The sequence below is a fragment of the Streptomyces sp. NPDC047028 genome (assembly GCF_040644095.1).
Classification (GTDB): domain Bacteria; phylum Actinomycetota; class Actinomycetes; order Streptomycetales; family Streptomycetaceae; genus Streptomyces.
This window is the reverse complement of the sequence record NZ_JBEYVS010000023.1, coordinates 15,021-31,732: the sequence shown is the minus strand read 5'-3', so window position 1 is coordinate 31,732 and position 16,712 is coordinate 15,021. Positions and strand designations below refer to the sequence as shown.

Genomic DNA, 16,712 nt, shown 5'->3' with positions numbered 1-16,712 from the left:
TGTTGACTGCCGATAGATCGTTACCGGACCGTCCGGTCGCGGTTTCACGGACGTGACCTCACCGTTCGCCGGACGCCGAGGAACTGGGCGAGCGGGACCCCCGGTCGCCGAGGCGGCCGGGCCACCAGGCGACCGCACCGATGTCACGGGCCAGGGCCGGGACCAGCAGTGAGCGGACGACGAGGGTGTCCAACAGGACGCCGAAGGCGACGATGAAGGCGATCTGCACGAGGAACGACAAGGGAATCACGCCCAGTGCGGCGAAGGTCGCGGCCAGGACGACACCGGCCGAGGTGATCACGCCGCCGGTGGCGGTCAGGCCGCGCAGGATGCCCGTTCTCAGGTCGTGGCGCAGCGCTTCCTGCCGGACGCGGGACATCAGGAAGATGTTGTAGTCCACGCCCAGCGCCACCAGGAAGACGAACCCGTACAGCGGAACGGAGGCGTCGGTGCCGCCGAACCCGAAGACATGGTGGAAGACGAGGGCGGAGATGCCGAGGGTGGCCACGTAGTTGAGTGCGACGGTCACCACCAGCAGCACGGGCATCAGGAGCGCGCGCAGGAGAGCGCAAAGGATGACGAGGATGATCGCGAGGACCACGGGCACGATGACCGCGCGGTCGTGTTCGGCCGTGGCCTGGGTGTCGTACTGCTGGGCGGTGTAGCCGCCGACGAGGGCATGCGCCCCCGGTACGGCGTGGACGGCGGATCGTAGCCCCGCCACGGTGCTTTTGGCCGCGTCGCTGTCCGCTGTCGCCTTCAGCGTCACGTCGATCTGCGCGCGCCCGCCGACGACCTGCGGCGCGCCGGCGCCGGGTCGGCCGGAGGCGGTCACAGCGGCGGCGGAGGCCACGTCGCGCGTGTCACGCACGGCCGCCAGAACGGGCTCCAGCCGGTCGGCGTTCGCGATGATCACGGTCGGATTGCCGGAGCCGCCGGGGAAGTGACGCGCCAGAGTCTGCTGGGCGGCGACGGACGGCGCGTCGTTGACGAAGATCTCGTCGAGGGGTACGCCCTTGGAGGTGAGGGTGGGGAAGAACGCGGCGCAGCAGAGCAGGGCGAGCAGGGTCACGGACCAGATCCGGCGCGGAGCCCGGTCCACCAGACCGGCGATCCGGTGCCAGAGGGGGTGTCCGGCTGCTGTGTCGGCCGTCGCCCTAAGCGGGGCCGGCCAGTAGGCGGCCCGGCCGAGCAGCGCCAGGACGGCGGGCAGGAAGGTCAGCGCGCTCAGTACGGCGCAGCCGATGCCGATGGCTCCGACCGGTCCCAGCGCGCGGTTGTTGGTGAGGTCGCTCAGCAACAGCGCCAGCAGGCCCAGGGCGACGGTCGCTCCGCTGGCGGTGATGGAGCTCCAGGAGGAGCGCAGTGCGGCACGGACGGCGGCCGGAGGATCGTCGTGGCGGGCCAGTTCCTCGCGGTTCCGGGCGGCGAGCAGGAGCGCGTAGTCGGTCGCCGCGCCGATGACGAGGATGGACAGAATGCCCTGCACCTGGCCGTCGACACGGACGACTCCGTGGTCGGCCAGGACATAGACGATCGCACAGGCCAGCCCGAGGGCGAACACGGCACCGAGGATGATCACCAGGGGCAGCAGCACACTCCGGTAGACGAGCAGCAGGATCACCAGCACCGTGACCAGGGCCACGGTGAGCAGCAACCCGTCGATGCCCGAGAAGGCGTCGGACAGATCGGCCTGTGTCGCGGCCGGCCCGGCGATCTCCGCTTTGGTGTCCGGCACCCGCCCGGCGGCGTCACGGACCTGGTCGACGACGTCCGGCAGCTTCTTGCCGAGGTCGGGCTCCAGTTGGACGATCGCCTCCAGGGCCTTTCCGTCCCGCGAAGGGAGGGCGGGCGTCGGGCGCCCCACGATCCCCGGCCGGCCCGCGACGGCACCGATCGACCGCGTGGCCGCCGCGCGGTGCCCGGTGACGGATGAACCGTCGGCCATGGTCCACACGACGATCGCCGGAAGTGTCTCCTTTCGCCGGAAGTCCTTCTGCGCGGCCAGGACCTGTGTGGACTCCGCGCTGCGGGGAAGGAAGGCGGCCCGGTCGTTGGTGGCGACCTCGCTCAGCTTCCCCGCGTACGGCCCCAGGGAACCGCCGATGCCGAACCAGAGGAGGACCAGGGCGACGGGGATCAGCCGGCGGGCTCGTCGGAGGGTGGGTGACATCGTTCTCCAGCGGTGTGGCGTGTCAGCGGTTCGCCGTGCGAGCGAGGCGCGGCGGGTGGTTCACCGCGGTCAGGAAGCGGGCGACGACTGCGCGTCGCGGGACGGGGACATCGCCCAGCGGATTCCCGCGGTCACGGCCGTGCCGAGAGGGCGCACGCACAGGTCTTCGGCGAGGGGAAGGCGGGGCAGCCGCAGCGCACTCGACGCCCAGTCCGGCAGCAAGGAGACGGCGGCCGCGGCGACGGCGCCGTACGGCGGGCGGGCGAGAAGCGGGAGGGGCGGGTGGAACAGCAGGAACCGGGCGGTGCTGCGGGATTCGTCCGTCGCACGCAACTCGGCGCGGAAATCCGCCATGCGGTCCGCGAGCTGCGCACGGGCCAGGGGCGGATCGGTGACACCGAGCGCCGTGGCGACACGCGCCATGTCGGCCACGTAGCCGTCACAGCCCTCCGCGTCCAAGGGGTCGGCACCGTAGCGCTGGTGGGCGCGCAGGAAACTGTCGACCTCGGCGACGTGCACCCAGCACAGCAGGTGCGGGTCCGAGGCGGCGTACGCCTGCCCGTCGGCGGTGGTGCCCCGCACGCCCTCGTGCACGGCGCGTACCCGCTCGCAGGCTTTCCGCGCGCTGTCAGCCGTCCCGTAGGTGGTGACGGCGAGGAACGTACTGGTGCGCTGCAACCGCCCCCAGGGGTCGCCACGGAAGCCGGAGTGGGCCTCGACCGCGGCCATGGCGAGCGGGTGCAGGGACTGCAGAAGCAGGGCGGACAGACCGCCGATGAACATGGCGGCGTCCCCGTGCACGCGCCGTACGGGACGCTCGGGTGCGAACCAACGCGGGCCCGGGGCACCGTGGATCCGGGCACGATTACCGGGGCCCTCGGGCCCCGCCACCCGCGAGAAGATCATCTGACCGAGCCACGCGCGAGGCGTGAGACCGCGGCCGGCACCAGCATCCATGGGCACCTCCTTCCGCGTCGTGCGGCCGGCTGAAGGACCACATCAGTCCTCCTGCCCCGGACCGCCTCGTCCGAGACCTTCGGCCGCCGCCCCGGGCTCGGCCGCCGCCCCGGGCTCGGCGGCCGCCCGGGTGATGTTGCGGGCCATGCCGCCGAACACGAGGGCGTGAAACGGGGAGACGGACCACCAGTAGGCGTGGCCCAGGAGGCCGCGAGGGTGGAACAGGGCGCGCTGCCGGTACCGTGTGCCGCCCTCGTCGTCCGTCTCGGCGTACATCTCCAGCCAGGCGAGGCCGGGCAGCCGCATTTCGGCCCGCAGTCGCAGCAGGTGACCGGGCTCGACCTCCTCGACACGCCAGAAGTCCACGGAGTCGCCCACCCGCAGGCGCTCCGCGTCGCGCCGCCCCCTGCGCAGACCGACACCGCCCACGAACCGGTCCAGCAGGCCGCGGACCGCCCAGGCCGGCGGAAAGGAGTACCAGCCGTGATCGCCGCCGATTCCCTCGATCACTTTCCACAGCGACGCGCTCGACGCGTCGACCGGCACCTGCCGGTCGTCCGTGTAGAGGCTGCCACCGGCCCAGTCCGGGTCCGTGGGCAAGGGATCGCTCGGGGCTCCGGGAACGGCGGCGGACGACCACCGCGTGGCGACCTGCGCCTCGCGCACCCTTCGCAGCGCCAGACCGAGGGCCTCGTCGAACGGCAGCGGCAGTCCGGGCCGGTCGGGGACGTACCGGGCGATGTCGTGCTCACGTGTGACGACCTCATGGCGCAGCGACTCCGTCAGCGGCCGGGCGATCGACGCGGGCACCGGGGTGACCAGACCGACCCAGTGGCTGGACAGCCCGGGCGTGAGCAGCGGCACCGGCACGATGAGCCGCCGCCGGAGCCCGGCGATCTCCGCGTACCGGCACATCATCTCGCGGTAGGTGAGGATGTCCGGCCCGCCGATGTCGAAGGCGCGGTCGACGTCGTCCGGCATCGTGGCCGAGCCGACCAGGTAGCGCAGCACGTCGCGGACCGCGATGGGCTGGATGCGGGTGCGCACCCAGCTGGGGGTCACCATGACCGGGAGCCGCTCGGTGAGATAGCGGAGCATCTCGAACGAGGCCGACCCCGAGCCGATCACGACGGCTGCCCTCAGCACGGTGGCCGGTACGGGAGCCTCGAGGAAGACGCGTCCCACCTCGGCGCGTGACCTCAGGTGCGGGGACAGCTCCCGCTCCGGCACGCCGTACGGTGTCAGCCCACCCAGATAGACGATGCGCCGCACACCTGAGGCATGCGCCTGCGCGGCGAAGATCCGGGCCGCGCGGCGATCGGTCTCCTCGAAGCCTGAACCGGACCCCAAGGCGTGCACCAGGTAGTACGCGACGTCGATCCCGCGCATGGCCGAGGCGACGGAGCCGGCATCGGTGACATCACCGCGGACCGTCTCCGTGTCCCGGGCCCAGGGGTGGTCCCGCAGTTTGCCGGGGGAGCGGGCCAGACACCGGACCCGATGGCCCGCCCGCAGCAGCTCCGGCACCAGCCGGCCCCCGATGTACCCCGACGCGCCCGTGACCAGGCAGTGCAGGGGCGTTCCGGTCCGCTGTCCGTCCGTGCCCACGAGGCTCCCTCCAGCGAAGCGGTCCGTATCTCCGATCATCGTCGCCATCGCCCGGCCCCGCCCGGCGCGCGCCGCCGTGACCGCGAATCCTGCGTACTTCTTCCGGACGAAAGTGGCCGCCGGGGCGCGTGCCCGCCCCGGCGGCCGGGACACCCGTGGACATGTGAACGATCAACACCACGGACCCGACCGGGCTCACCGACGCCCCCAGGACGTCTCGGGCACCACGGTCGAAGCACTCGGCGCGCTGTCCAAGGCTCTGGAGACCACGGAGCGGGCGCGCGGGCACCTGTACGCCTTCCACCAGCTGACCGGCACCGCCGACTTCGAGCTCGACCGCGCCGTACACCTGCTGCGCGAGGCCGGACACCACGACTGGGCCGACCGCGTCCACAACGAGATCCTGGGCCGCAACGTCATCCCCGGCCACTGGACCTTTCAGATCATCGAGGCCTACAACTCCACGTACTACAGACCCTTCACGAGGCTGGAGAGCGCGGCGCGCGACCAGCTGGCCGATGGCAGGGACCACCTGTACGAAGCCGAACTCAAGGAGAGACGCCGCACGAACGGGCACCCCGACCACACGGCACGGCCAGGGACGTGACCGGCCGCGGGGGGAGGGGGGCGGCCTCGGCTCTCATCATGCCGTCGCGGCCGGGGCCGAGAGCGCCCGGACCGGGTGCCCCTGCCCGCACAGCGTCCGAGGAGCCGTCACGCCGATCTGCGTGACGGCTCGGCCTCGACCGCCGCTCCGGCATCGGGGCGGGGGTGTGTCGACAGCACGAACCAGACGGACTTGCCCCGGCTGTGGCGGCGGACGCCCCACGCGTCGGCGAGCGCCTCCAGCAGGGGTATCCCTCGGCCGGATTCCGCTGGTTCGCCGATGCCGGTGTCCGGCGTCCAGCCGTGCCGCGGACCCCGATTCGGGTCCTGGTCCTCGACCTCGCATTCCAGCAGGCCCCACCGCAGCCGGGCGGTGACCAGGATGCGGCAGGTGTTCCGGGCGTGCAGAACGGCGTTGCCGACCAGTTCGCTGAGCAACAGGACCGCCGACTCCGCGCTGTCCTCCGACACGGCCCACTCCGCCATGACGGCCCGCAGCCAGCGGCGGGTGTCACGGACGTTCTCCGGGCGGCCGGCCAGCAGCATGCGCGCCTGCTCGGAGCTCCAGGGGCGGGAGCCGTCGGCGGCCCGGCGTGGCGCGGGCCCGGACGAACTGGGGGCGGAGCGGGCTGTGAAGGGCGAGGCGGTGCTGGAAGTGAACATCAGGTGAAACCTTCTGCGAGGCCGCGGTCGCGGATGACTGTGGGGGGTGTGCCCGTCCGACGCGTTGCGTGGTCGGCCTGTGCTGGGGCGGTGTCTTCATCTCCTCCAGGCCCCCGAGCTCATGCGAGCCCGGGGTCTCCCGGTCATCGGAGTCCTACAGCGCGATCCACTCGCTGGACGTCGTGACCTCGTCCAGGAAGTCCGCCAGTGGCTCGGTGCCGAGACCGGGGCCGGTGGGGACTTCGAGGTGGCCGTCGGAGAGGACGAACGACTCGGTGATGTCGGTGGCGAAGTAGCGGCTGGAGCCGGAGGTGTCGCCGGGGAGGGTGAAGCCGGGCAGCGCGGCCAGGGCGACGTTGGCGGCGCGGCCGATGCCGGTCTCCAGCATGCCGCCGCACCAGACGGGAATGCCGTGGGCGCGGGCGAGGTCGTGGATGCGGCGGGCTTCGAGGTAGCCGCCGACCCGGGCCGGCTTGATGTTGATGACCGAGCAGGCGCCGAGGGAAATGGCCGCCGCGGCGTGGGCCGCGGATTCGATGGACTCGTCCAGGCAGATCGGCGTGCGCAGCAGCTTGGCCAGCTGGGCGTGTTGGACCAGGTCGTCGTTGGCGAGGGGCTGTTCGATCAGCAGGAGGCCGAAGTCGTCGAGCCTGGCGAGCTGTTGCGCGTCCACCAGGGTGTACGCGGCGTTGGCGTCGACCTGGAGGAGCAGGTCGTCGCCGAAGCGCTCGCGTACGGCGCGTACGGGCTCGACGTCCCAGCCGGGCTCGATCTTCAGCTTGATCCGGACGTAGCCCTCGGCGATGTAGCCCTCCACCGCGTCGAGGAGCTCGGGGATCGAGTCCATGATGCCGACGGAGACGCCGCACGGAACCCGGTCCCGCGCCGCACCGAGGTAGGAGCCGAAGGACTCGCCGGCGATGCGGAGTTGGGCGTCGAGCACGGCTGTCTCCAGGGCGGACTTCGCCATGTGGTGGCCCGTGAAGGGTTCCAGGATCCGTCCCACCGCGTTCGCGTCCACGCCGTCCTTCGGCAGGGCGGGGACGAGGAACCTGCGCAGGACGTCCTGGGCGCCGTCCACGTACTCCGAGCAGTAACGGGGCTCGGACATGGCCGCGCACTCGGCCCAGCCCTCGCCGTCGGAGGTGGCGACGCGGACCAGCAGCACGTCGCGGCTCGTCTCCACGCCGAAGGAGGTACGGAACGGGGCGACGAGCGGCATCGCGATACGGCGCAGTTCGACGCCGGAGATCTTCGTCTTCATGAGGGGGCTCCTTCGTGGGGTTCAGGAAAGGGGTGTGGTGCGCCGTACCACGTAGCTGCGGCGTTCGTGGAGACCGACGACGCGGGCGCCTTCGGCGAGCAGACCGCCCAGGGTCTGTCGCAGAGCCAGCCGCCAGGCACGCGCGGCGCCTGGATCGGTGCGGCGCAGGGCCTCGATGTCGTCGGGGATGTCGATGAGCACGGTCTCGGCGTCGGTCGTCCCCGTCACCGGCCGGCCTGCGTGATCGCGCAGCCCGCGGACCGCTCCGGCGGGCAGCTCGAACGACTCGGGCGGGGGAGGGGCCGTGAGGTCCCAGGCGGTGAGGACGCGGTCGGACTCGTCGCCGCCGTTGATGGCGTCGTCCATCGCGCCGTAGAACGACACGAGGTAGTCCTCGGGACGGGCACCGAGTTTCACCAGGTTGAAGTAGGCGTTACGGCGGATGAGGGGGTCGTACGTCCAGGTGATGCGCTTGAGTTCGCGGGCGAGCGCCCACTGGCGCTGGTGCAGCTTGAGGGCCAGGCCCACGCCTCGTCCCATGACCGCGCCGGTGATGTGCGAGTGGAGGCTGGTGCCGACGGGTTCACCGAAGAAGGCGACGGACGCCCCGACCAGCCGGTCGTCCTCGTATGCTCCGGCCACGTAGTTGCCGGCCTGGGCTAGTGCCCGCATGATCTCGGCGGTGATGGGCCCGTTGCCGGGTTCGGTCCCCCAGATGCCGGCGTAGAGGAGGCTGACGGTGTCGAAGTCCTCCATGGTGTGGAGTTCACGGACGACGGGTGCGTTCATCGCAGCGCTCCGACGAGATCGGCCAGGAGCCGGGCGCGGGCCGGCATGGCGGCGGTGACGACGTGTTCGTGGTCGGCGTGGGCGCCGTCGCCCACCGCTCCCAGGCCGTCGAGGGTGGGGCATCCGGCGCCGGCCGTGTAGTTGCCGTCGGAGGCTCCGCCGACAGCCGCCTGCCGCAGCGGGCCGAGACCCAGCCGTTCGGCCCGTTCGGCGGCCAGGGCGAACAGCTTCCGCGAAACGTCCGGGGCGAGGGGCGGCCGGTTGGGGCCGCCGTCGACCCGCAGGCGCGCGCCGGGAATCCGGGGCACCAGTTCCCTGATGAGCTGGTCCACCGCATCCTGCGCCGCGGCGGTGGGCACGCGGACGTCCACGTTCAACTCGGCCTGTGCGGGCACGGTGTTGTTCGATGTGCCGGCCGACATCAGGGTGGGCGTGACCGTCGTTCCCGGGCCGGTGGACGCGGTGACGGCGTCGGCGATGGCCTGCAGGGCGAGGAGCTGGTGGGCCAGTTCGGTGGCCGCGTTGACGCCCTTCTCCGGTTCCAGACCGGAGTGGGCGGCCCGTCCCTGCACGGTGACGTCGTAGAGGGACACGCCCTTGCGGCTGGTCTTGAGGGCTCCGCCGGGCGCCGAGGGCTCCGGCACGAGAGTGGCCGAGCAGCCGCGGGCGATGTCCTCGATGAGCGCACGGGACGTGGCCGAGCCCGTCTCCTCGTCACCGGTGACGAGAACGCACACACCGTCGAGAGAGGACAGCGAGGTGAGGGCGTGGAACATCTGGACCAGCCCGGCCTTCATGTCGAAGACACCCGGACCGCGGGCGATGCCGTCCTTGACCGACCAGGGGTGGGTGGCGAGGGAGCCGACCGGCCACACGGTGTCGTGATGGCCCAGCAGCAGGACGCGGGGCGTGCCGAACGTCCACTGGACGTGGGTGACGCCATCGATGTCCAGCAGGCGGGGCCGGGCGCCGAGCAGCCGGCTGCCCTGCCCGGCGACCACCTGGGCGCTGCGGGCCACGGCCGCGTGGTCGGCGGAGAAGGATTCGCAGCTCACGAGTTCTTCGAGGTCTGCGAGCATGGGATCAAGGACCGCCTGGTCCGCCGGCGCGGAGAGGTGTTCGTGGTCGTGCTGCACGAGTGTGTCCTCCAGGGTGGGATGACCGCCACGCTAGGCACGCCGTCGCCCGGCGAGTTGGTGGCCTGGTGACAACATGAGCGGCTGGTTCGTGCGAGGAACCCAATACGCGGGTACGACGGTGCCCGGCGGGTCTTCCGACCCGCCGGGCACGCGCCCGGTGCTGACGGGCGCCCGTCAGCCCATGTGCTCGCTCATGAGGCGTCGCGTGTTCCCGCCCAGGATCTTCAGGATGTCCTCCTCCGGCAGGCCCCGGCCGGCCAGCGCCTCGGTGACCAGCGGCAGGCCGGCCGGGCCCTCCAGGGCGGGAAACTCGAACATGGGGTCCTCGTCGTCGAGGTTCTCGCAGCAGGGCGGGGTCACGTCCACCATGACCTCGCGGACGAAGTCCGACCCGAGGCCGACGTGGTCGACCCCGGCCACGGAGACGATGTGCTCGATGTGGTCGACGACGCGGTCGACGCTCACCTTCGCCTGGTCGTCGGTGAGGAAGTCGGGTACGAAGTTCACGCAGACCACGCCACCTGTGCCGGCGACCCCGCGGATCTGGTCGTCGGTGAGGTTGCGGTGGTGGTCGCGCAGGGCGCGGGCGCAGGAGTGGGTGGCGATGAGCGGCCGGGTGGCGAGTTCCAGGACGTGCGCGACGCCGCTCGCTCCCAGGTGGGAGACGTCGAAGAGGATGCCCAGGCGTTCCATCTCGCGCAGCGCCTCGACACCGGGAGCGGTCAGCCGACTGCCGGTGGCGTCCTCCCGGCTGCCGTCGGCGAGCGGGGTGCGGCCCCAGTGGGCGATGGACGCGATCCGCACCCCGAGCCGGAACAGCGTGGAGAACAGTTCGACGGAGGCGTCGACGCCGGGCGCGCTCTCCAGGGCGAGGACGAGAGCGATCCTGTCCTCGGCGAGCGCGGCGTCGATCTCGCCGCCGTCGCGGCACAGGGCGACCTGGTCGGCGTTGGCCTCGGCGAGGACGTGCGCGCACTCGATCATGCGGAGGGTCTGCCGGAGCGCGCCTTCCGGCCGGTACTGGTCGTCGATGAAGACGGGGAGGACCTGGATGTCGATGCCGCCCTCGCGCAGTTGCGGCAGCCAGCGTTCCCGGAAGAAGCCGCCCCACCGCTTCGGGGGGCGGGCGGCGACGGCCATGAGGAGGTCGTTGTGTGCGTCGGCGACGACGGCACGGCGATGCAGGTCCAAGGACACGACAGAGGCCTTTCGCGGGGAAGGGGGTGGGTGTGGCGGCGGCCCGGCGGCCGTCTGGCCATTGGGCCGGACGGTCAGGCGTGGGTGAGACGCGGCACCGCGTCCAGCAGGGTGCGCGTGTACTCGTGCCGGGGCGTGCTGATCACGTATTCGACCGGGCCGAACTCCACCAGCCGTCCGTGGCGCATGACGGCGACGGTGTCGCACACGTAGCGCACGACGGCGAGGTTGTGCGAGATGAACAGCATGGTCAGGCCGAGTTCGGTGCGCAGCTCGCGGATGAGGTTGAGCACGGAGCCCTGCACGGAGACGTCCAGCGCGGAGGTGATCTCGTCGGCGATGAGCACGTCGGGGCGCGCGGCGAGCGCGCGGGCGATGGCGACGCGCTGACGCTGGCCGCCGGAGAGCTCGCGGGGGTACTTGGACGCGTACGTCGCCGGCAGCGACACCAGGTCCAGGAGCCGGTCGACCTCGGCCGGCCGCTGGGCGCGCGGTACCCGGGTGCCCTCGGCGACGGCGTCACCGATGCTCATGCGCGGGTTGAGCGAGGAGTACGGATCCTGGAACACCATCTGGACGCGGCCGCGTTCGACGCCGGAGACCGTGCCCTCGTAGGGCGTCAGCCCGGCCACGGCGCGGGCGACGGTGGACTTGCCCGAGCCGGATTCCCCGACGAGCCCGCAGACCGACCCCTCGGGCACCTGAAGGCTGACGCCGTCCACAGCGGTGAAGGAACCGAAGCGGACGGTGAGATCGCTGATGTTCATCATGCCTCCCAGCACGCCACCGCGTGCCCGTGGACGGTGGTGGCGAGTTCGGGGCGGGTCGCCCGGCAGCGGATGGTGGCGAGCGGGCAGCGGTCGGCGAACGCGCATCCGGCGCCCACGTCCGCCGGTGAGGGCTGCCGGCCGGGGATGGTGGTCAGTGGCCGGGACCGGTCGGTGTCCATGTCCGGCAGCGAGCCGATCAGCGCCCGCGTGTAGGGATGCCGTGCGGTGTGCAGGGCGCCGGCGTCGAGTTCCTCGACGATGCGGCCGGCGTACATCACGGCGATCCGGTCGCACAGTTCGCTGACGACGGCGATGTCGTGGGAGATGAACAGGGCGCCGGCCTGTGTGTCGTCGACGACCTCGCGCAGCACCTTGATGACTTCGCGCTGGACGGTGACGTCCAGGGCGGTGGTCGGTTCGTCGGCGATGATCAGCCGGGGCGTGCCCATGAGGCCCATGGCGATGACGGCGCGCTGACGCATGCCGCCGGACAGCTCGTGCGGATACTGGCGGACGACCTGAGCGGGCTCCTTGATGCGGACGCGGTCCAGTCGTTCCACCGCGCGGGCCCGGGCCTCGGTACGGGTGGCCCCGTCGTGCAGCGTGGCCACCTCGGCGAGCTGACCCCCCACCCGCAAGGCGGGGTTGAGGGAGGAGGTGGGGTCCTGGAAGACCATCGCCAGCGACGAGCCGAGCATCTTGCGGCGCTCGGCGTCGGTGAGGCCGTCCAGGTCCACCCCGCACAGCAGGGTCCGGGCGCTGCCGGCCAGGCCCGGATAGGGCACGATCCGGCCGATGGCGGCAGCCGTCATGCTTTTGCCGCTGCCCGATTCGCCGACCAGGCCGACGATCTCGCCCGGGTGCACGGTCAGTGAGACCTGGCGGACGGGGGTGACGCCGCCGGGGAAGGAGACGGTCAGGTCGCGGACTTCGAGGACCGTGTCCCGCTCGGGGATGCCCTGGACCCGGGTCACAGCGGGATCGACGGGTTCGCCGACCGGGTCGCCGCCGGTGGCGGCGGCCTTGGCGAAGGTGTCGCCCAGCAGCATGAACCCGAGACCGGCGAGGGCGACCGCCGAGGCCGGCGCGACGACGACGGACGGGGTGACGTAGACGTGTCCGAAGGCTTCGTTCAGCAGCCGTCCCCAGTCGTAGGACGGTGCCTGCACGCCCATGCCGAGGAAGGACATCGCCGACAGGCCCAGCAGGGCGGCGCCCATGGACTGCGCGGTGTTGAGGATGAGCGGTTCGGCGATGTTGGGCAGCAGGTGCCGGGTCAGGATCCGCCGGCGGGGGACCTGCAGCATGCGGGCGGCCGCGATGTAGTCGGAGCCCGCGATGGACGCGGTCAGGGTGTGTGTCAGGCGGGCGAAGGTGGGTGCGAGCGCCACCCCGATGCCGAGGACGGCACCTTGCGCGCCGAGCCCCGCGACGACCGCGGTGAACATCGCCAGCAGCAGGGCGGGGAAGGCGACGAGGATGTCGACGGCCGCGACGACCAACTGCCCGGCCCTGCGCGGCAGCAGGGAGGGCAGGGCCCCGAGCAGGACTCCGCAGACGGTGCCGATCAGGGTCGCGAGGAAGGCGAGGCCGAGGGTGAGCCGGGTGGCGACCAGGGTGCGGGCGAGCAGGTCGCGGCCGAGGGCGTCGGTGCCGAGCAGATGGGCTCCGGACGCTCCCTGGTTGATCTGCGCGGGGTCGATGCGGGCGGCGGCTTCGCCCCAGATCGGCGGGCCGACGAGCGCGAGCAGCACCATGAGGGCGACCAGGCCGGTGCCGATCAGGCCGGTGGGGTTTCTGAGCAGGCGGCGCATCAGCCCTCCTGGCGGGTCGGGGCGGTCAGGGAGGACTTGGGGTCGAGGAGTGCGAGCAGGACGTCGATGAGGAAGTTGATGAAGAGGACGAGCGCGCCGTAGACCAGGATCATGGCCTGGGCGACGGGGTAGTCCTTCTGCGTGATGGCCTCGACCGTTCGCTGCCCCAGTCCCGGCCAGGCGAAGACGTTCTCCACGAGCACACTGCCGGTGATCAGGCCGCCGAGCAGCAGACCGCCCATGGTGAGGGTCGCGGTGAGGGTGTTGGGCAGCAGGTGCACCGCGTACAGACGCCGGGCGGGCAGCCGTTTGGCGTGGGCCAGGCGCATGTAGTCGGTGTCCAGTTCGCGCAGGGTCTCGACCCGGGCCAGCCGGGCGATCATGGCGGCGGGGGCGATCGCCAGGGCCGTGGCGGGCAGGACGTAGGAGGCCGGGCCGGTCAGACCGGCCGGCGGGAGCAGACCCAGGCCCAGCGCGAACACGAGGAGCAGGGCGAGACCGTAGAGGTATTCGGGGATGGCGACGGCGGTCCCGGTGAGCATCGTGAAAGCCGTCTCGGTCCTGCGCCGGCGCCCCTGGTGGGTGCGGACGGCCGACCACATGCCCAGGGGGATCGCCGCGGCGAGCGCGACGAGGGTGGCGAGCACCGCGAGCGCCAGGGTGTTCGGCAGGCCCTGGGCGATGATGTCGCTCACCGGCTGGGAGGAGAAGAAGGAGGTGCCCAGATCGCCGCTGAACACATGCTGGACGTAGTGACCGAACTGGACCGGCAGCGAGTCGTTCAGGCCGAGTTCCGCGCGGCGGGCGTCGACCAGCGCCTTCGGCGCGGTGGGGCCGAGCATCTGCCGCAGCGGGTCGCCGGGGATCAGGTGGATCATCGCGAACGACGCCACCATCAGGACGGCGAGTGAGACGGCCAGCCGCAGCAGATGACGGGCGAGGAACGAGGGGGTCAGCCGGCGGGCCCGCCGTCGCGGAGGGGTGGCCTGCGTGGCCGGTTCGTGCAGGGTGGTCATGACTCGGCTCCCGTCATCCGGATCGACGTCGGGTCGAACAGCCCCGCCGTGATGCGGAAGGTGGCGTCGTGAGCGGCGGTGGTGAGGGTCTTGTCGACGACGGGGACGAGATCGCCGCTGTCGAACAGGGCGCTCTCCGAGCGCGCCCACTTCGCGCAGCCCTCGGCGCCCGGGAGTCTGCTCGCCGCGGCGGTGAGCTTGTCGTACCTCTTGTTGGTGAGGTGGGCGAAGTTGCCGCCGTCGGGGGTGAACGGACCGGAGAGCGCACCGAGCAACTGGGTGGGAAGGGTGACGCCGAGCGGCGCCCAGTCGACGTCCCAGTCCTGGGTGACCGCCTCGACCTCGCCGTAGGCGGCGTCCGAGAGAGCGCGAAGCCGGACGTCGACGCCGACCTTCTTCCATGTGTCGGCCAGGTACTCGGCCGCGGCCGCCATGGTCTCCCCGGCAGAGGTGCCGTAGATCATCCGGATGGTGAGTTTCCGGCCGTCCTTGCGGCGGGGGCCGTTGCCGGAGCGGTGCCACCCGGCCGCGTCGAGTGCCGTCTCGGCCGCGTGCGGATCGAAGGCCGGCAGGTGCCCGGAGACGGTGTCACCGGGACACGGGCGGGGCTGCATGACCAGTCCGGTGGGCCGCCGGCCGGTTCCGGCGGTGGCGATCTCGCCCAGGTCGTGCAGGTCGACCGCCTGGAGCAGGGCCTTGCGTACGGCGGGGTCGTGACCGGGGTGTCCCTGGCCCTGGTGGAAGAAGAACTCCTGCGTGCCGTTGGGCTCGTCGGTGGTGGTGATGCCGGGGACGTCGGTCACCCGGGCGCGGTCCGGGCCGGCGAACTGGGCGGCGTTGAGCTGGTGGGAGAGCATCAGGTTGGCCGCGGTCGACTCGCTGCCGACGACCTTCAGGACGACCGAACCGGGCATGTCAGGGTCGGATCCGGTGGCTCCTCCGGGGCCCCAGGTGTATCCCTCTCGCCGGGTGAAGGTGTAGCTCTGGTTCGGTCGGGCCGAGGTCAGCCGGAAGGGGCCCGATCCGGACGTCCCGCTCTTGAGCAGGGAGCGGTCCTTCAGTCCGGCGCCGCAGACCATGAACAGGTAGCGGGTGCTCTGCAGGATGAACGCGAACGGCTTGGGCGTCGACAGGGTCACGGTGCCGGCGGTGTCGTCCGCCTTCGCGGTCAGGCCCTCGGGGACCACGACGCCGTACGCCGGTGACTTGGTCGCGGGATCGGTGATGTGGGCGACGTTGGCGGCGATCGTGTCGGCGGTGACGGGGCTGCCGTCCGCGCAGGTGACGCCCCGGCGCAGGGTGAAGGTGACCGAGGAGGGCCTGACCACCCACTTGTCGGCCAGACCGGAGACGACACGGCCGTCGGGGCCGACGTTCACCAGGGTGTCGTACGCCAGCGACAGCGCGGTGTAGGTGGTGGTGTTCTGCACCAGGGCAGGGTCGAGCAGTCCGGGATCGCTCTTGATCGCGAAGCTGAAGGCGTCACCACCGGCCGAGCCGGCCTGGCCGCCGCCGCATCCGGCGGCCAGCAGCGACGCCGCGAGACAGGCGGCAACCGCTCGGGCTTTCTTCATAGAGGGCTCCTTGGGGCGAAAAGGTTGCCCCACATTCGCGACTGCCGGCCGAAAATGGTTGAGCCGGGGCGACAAAGCCCGGAGGGGCGTTTCGGTCCTTCGTCCCAACCCAGGGCGCTGGGCGGATGCCGCCGGACGGATCGGCGCGGTGGTCGGGGACGCCGACACCCCGGACCGCGGTCGCGGTCCGGGGCAGGCAGGGTTGCGGCTCATGACGCGCTCGACGGTCAGGACCGCAGGTGGTCGACGACGGCGCGGGCGGCCTGACCGATGGCGCGGTCGGCGCGGGGCTGCCGCTCGGCGGGGGAGGAGGTCCGCAGGAACACGGCCACCGCGTACCGCTTGCCATCCGGGTACTCGATGACGCCCGCCTCGTTGCGGACGCCGAAGTCCGTGCCCGTCTTGCCGGCGAGTTGCACGCCGTTCTCGGGGAAACCGGAGACGAGGCGGTGCTGCCACACCTGCCGGCTCATGATGTCCCTCACCTCGGCGCACGCCGGCGCCGGGCCGGCCTCGTCACGCCAGATGGCCGCCAGCAGCGCGGTCACCTGCCGTGGAGTGCTGGACGGACTGCGCTCGGGGTCGCCGGCTCCCAGGGCCATCAGACGCTCCGCGGGTACGTCACCCAGCTGGTCGTCGATGGAACGGCCGGGGTCGAGCCCCAGTTCACGGCGGATGTCGTCGTCCAGGGCACGGCAGGAGGACACACCGAAACCGTCGAACCCCAGCCCGTCCAGGGTCTTGCGCACTTGGTCGAGACCGACGACGTCCAGGAGCAGGTCGGTCGCGGCGTTGTCGCTGATCGTCATCATCATGAACGCCAGGTCCCGGGCGCTCATCCCGACGTCGTGGGTGCATCCGTCGGTGCCGCTGCCACCGGCCCGGTAGGCGGCCGTCACCCTGTGCCGTGCGGCGCGGTCGAGGTGTCCGTCGGCCGCCTGGCGGGCGTACTCCAGGCAGATGGGAATCTTGAACACCGAGGCGAGGACGACCCGGGAGTCGGCGCGATGACCGAACTCCTCACCGGTGTCGAGGTCGCGGGCGTGCACGAAGCCGTCGACCCCGGCTTGCCCGAAGAGGGACGTGAGCAGGGTGCGGACCTCTTCCTCGGCGGTCTGACGGGCGGCCGTGGGCATGTCGTC

14 protein-coding genes are annotated in these 16,712 nt (G+C 71.8%); 1 reads left to right on the top strand and 13 read right to left on the bottom strand.

The window, feature by feature from the left end; genetic code table 11:
- Positions 1-58 precede the first annotated feature (58 nt).
- From ABZ854_RS21080 to ABZ854_RS21070, 3 genes are all read right to left on the bottom strand, one after another.
- The gene (locus ABZ854_RS21080; protein WP_361212958.1) at positions 59-2,173 is read right to left on the bottom strand and encodes an MMPL family transporter; all 2,115 of its coding nucleotides are present in this window, start codon (positions 2,171-2,173) and stop codon (positions 59-61) included.
- Between the two features lie 69 nt (positions 2,174-2,242).
- The gene (locus tag ABZ854_RS21075) at positions 2,243-3,130 is read right to left on the bottom strand and encodes an oxygenase MpaB family protein (protein ID WP_361212955.1); all 888 of its coding nucleotides are present in this window, start codon (positions 3,128-3,130) and stop codon (positions 2,243-2,245) included.
- 42 nt (positions 3,131-3,172) lie between these two features.
- The gene (locus ABZ854_RS21070; protein ID WP_361212952.1) at positions 3,173-4,738 is read right to left on the bottom strand and encodes an SDR family oxidoreductase; all 1,566 of its coding nucleotides are present in this window, start codon (positions 4,736-4,738) and stop codon (positions 3,173-3,175) included.
- Between the two features lie 163 nt (positions 4,739-4,901).
- Here ABZ854_RS21070 and ABZ854_RS21065 point away from each other — a divergent pair, with 163 nt between their 5' ends.
- On the top strand, positions 4,902-5,345 hold the full coding sequence (locus ABZ854_RS21065; RefSeq protein ID WP_361212949.1) for a hypothetical protein: 444 nt from the start codon (positions 4,902-4,904) through the stop codon (positions 5,343-5,345).
- Positions 5,346-5,452: 107 nt separating this feature from the next.
- Here ABZ854_RS21065 and ABZ854_RS21060 read toward each other — a convergent pair whose 3' ends face one another.
- From ABZ854_RS21060 to ABZ854_RS21015, 10 genes are all read right to left on the bottom strand, one after another.
- Positions 5,453-6,007, bottom strand: coding sequence for an ATP-binding protein (locus ABZ854_RS21060; protein WP_361212946.1), 555 nt, complete (start codon positions 6,005-6,007; stop codon positions 5,453-5,455).
- A 154-nt stretch (positions 6,008-6,161) separates the two neighbouring features.
- A complete protein-coding gene (gene menC, locus ABZ854_RS21055) occupies positions 6,162-7,271 on the bottom strand; it encodes an o-succinylbenzoate synthase (RefSeq protein WP_361212943.1) in 1,110 nt (369 codons plus the stop codon).
- A gap of 21 nt (positions 7,272-7,292) precedes the next feature.
- Positions 7,293-8,060: a GNAT family N-acetyltransferase gene (locus ABZ854_RS21050; protein ID WP_361212941.1), complete on the bottom strand. Its 768-nt coding sequence runs from the start codon at positions 8,058-8,060 to the stop codon at positions 7,293-7,295.
- Positions 8,057-9,139: a M20 family metallopeptidase gene (locus tag ABZ854_RS21045; protein ID WP_361213186.1), complete on the bottom strand. Its 1,083-nt coding sequence runs from the start codon at positions 9,137-9,139 to the stop codon at positions 8,057-8,059. The genes ABZ854_RS21050 and ABZ854_RS21045 overlap by 4 nt, the downstream gene beginning before the upstream one ends.
- A 234-nt stretch (positions 9,140-9,373) precedes the next feature.
- Complete coding sequence (locus ABZ854_RS21040) at positions 9,374-10,396, bottom strand: membrane dipeptidase (protein ID WP_361212938.1); 1,023 nt, start codon at positions 10,394-10,396, stop codon at positions 9,374-9,376.
- A 74-nt stretch (positions 10,397-10,470) separates the two neighbouring features.
- On the bottom strand, positions 10,471-11,163 hold the full coding sequence (locus tag ABZ854_RS21035) for an ATP-binding cassette domain-containing protein (RefSeq protein WP_361212935.1): 693 nt from the start codon (positions 11,161-11,163) through the stop codon (positions 10,471-10,473).
- A complete protein-coding gene (locus ABZ854_RS21030; RefSeq protein WP_361212932.1) occupies positions 11,163-12,980 on the bottom strand; it encodes a dipeptide/oligopeptide/nickel ABC transporter permease/ATP-binding protein in 1,818 nt (605 codons plus the stop codon). The genes ABZ854_RS21035 and ABZ854_RS21030 overlap by 1 nt, the downstream gene beginning before the upstream one ends.
- On the bottom strand, positions 12,980-13,996 hold the full coding sequence (locus tag ABZ854_RS21025) for an ABC transporter permease (protein ID WP_361212929.1): 1,017 nt from the start codon (positions 13,994-13,996) through the stop codon (positions 12,980-12,982). The genes ABZ854_RS21030 and ABZ854_RS21025 overlap by 1 nt, the downstream gene beginning before the upstream one ends.
- Positions 13,993-15,570, bottom strand: a complete 1,578-nt coding sequence (locus tag ABZ854_RS21020; RefSeq protein WP_361212926.1) for an ABC transporter substrate-binding protein — start codon at positions 15,568-15,570, stop codon at positions 13,993-13,995. The genes ABZ854_RS21025 and ABZ854_RS21020 overlap by 4 nt, the downstream gene beginning before the upstream one ends.
- Before the next feature lie 227 nt (positions 15,571-15,797).
- Positions 15,798-16,706: a serine hydrolase gene (locus ABZ854_RS21015; protein WP_361212923.1), complete on the bottom strand. Its 909-nt coding sequence runs from the start codon at positions 16,704-16,706 to the stop codon at positions 15,798-15,800.
- Between the last annotated feature and the right edge of the window lie 6 nt (positions 16,707-16,712).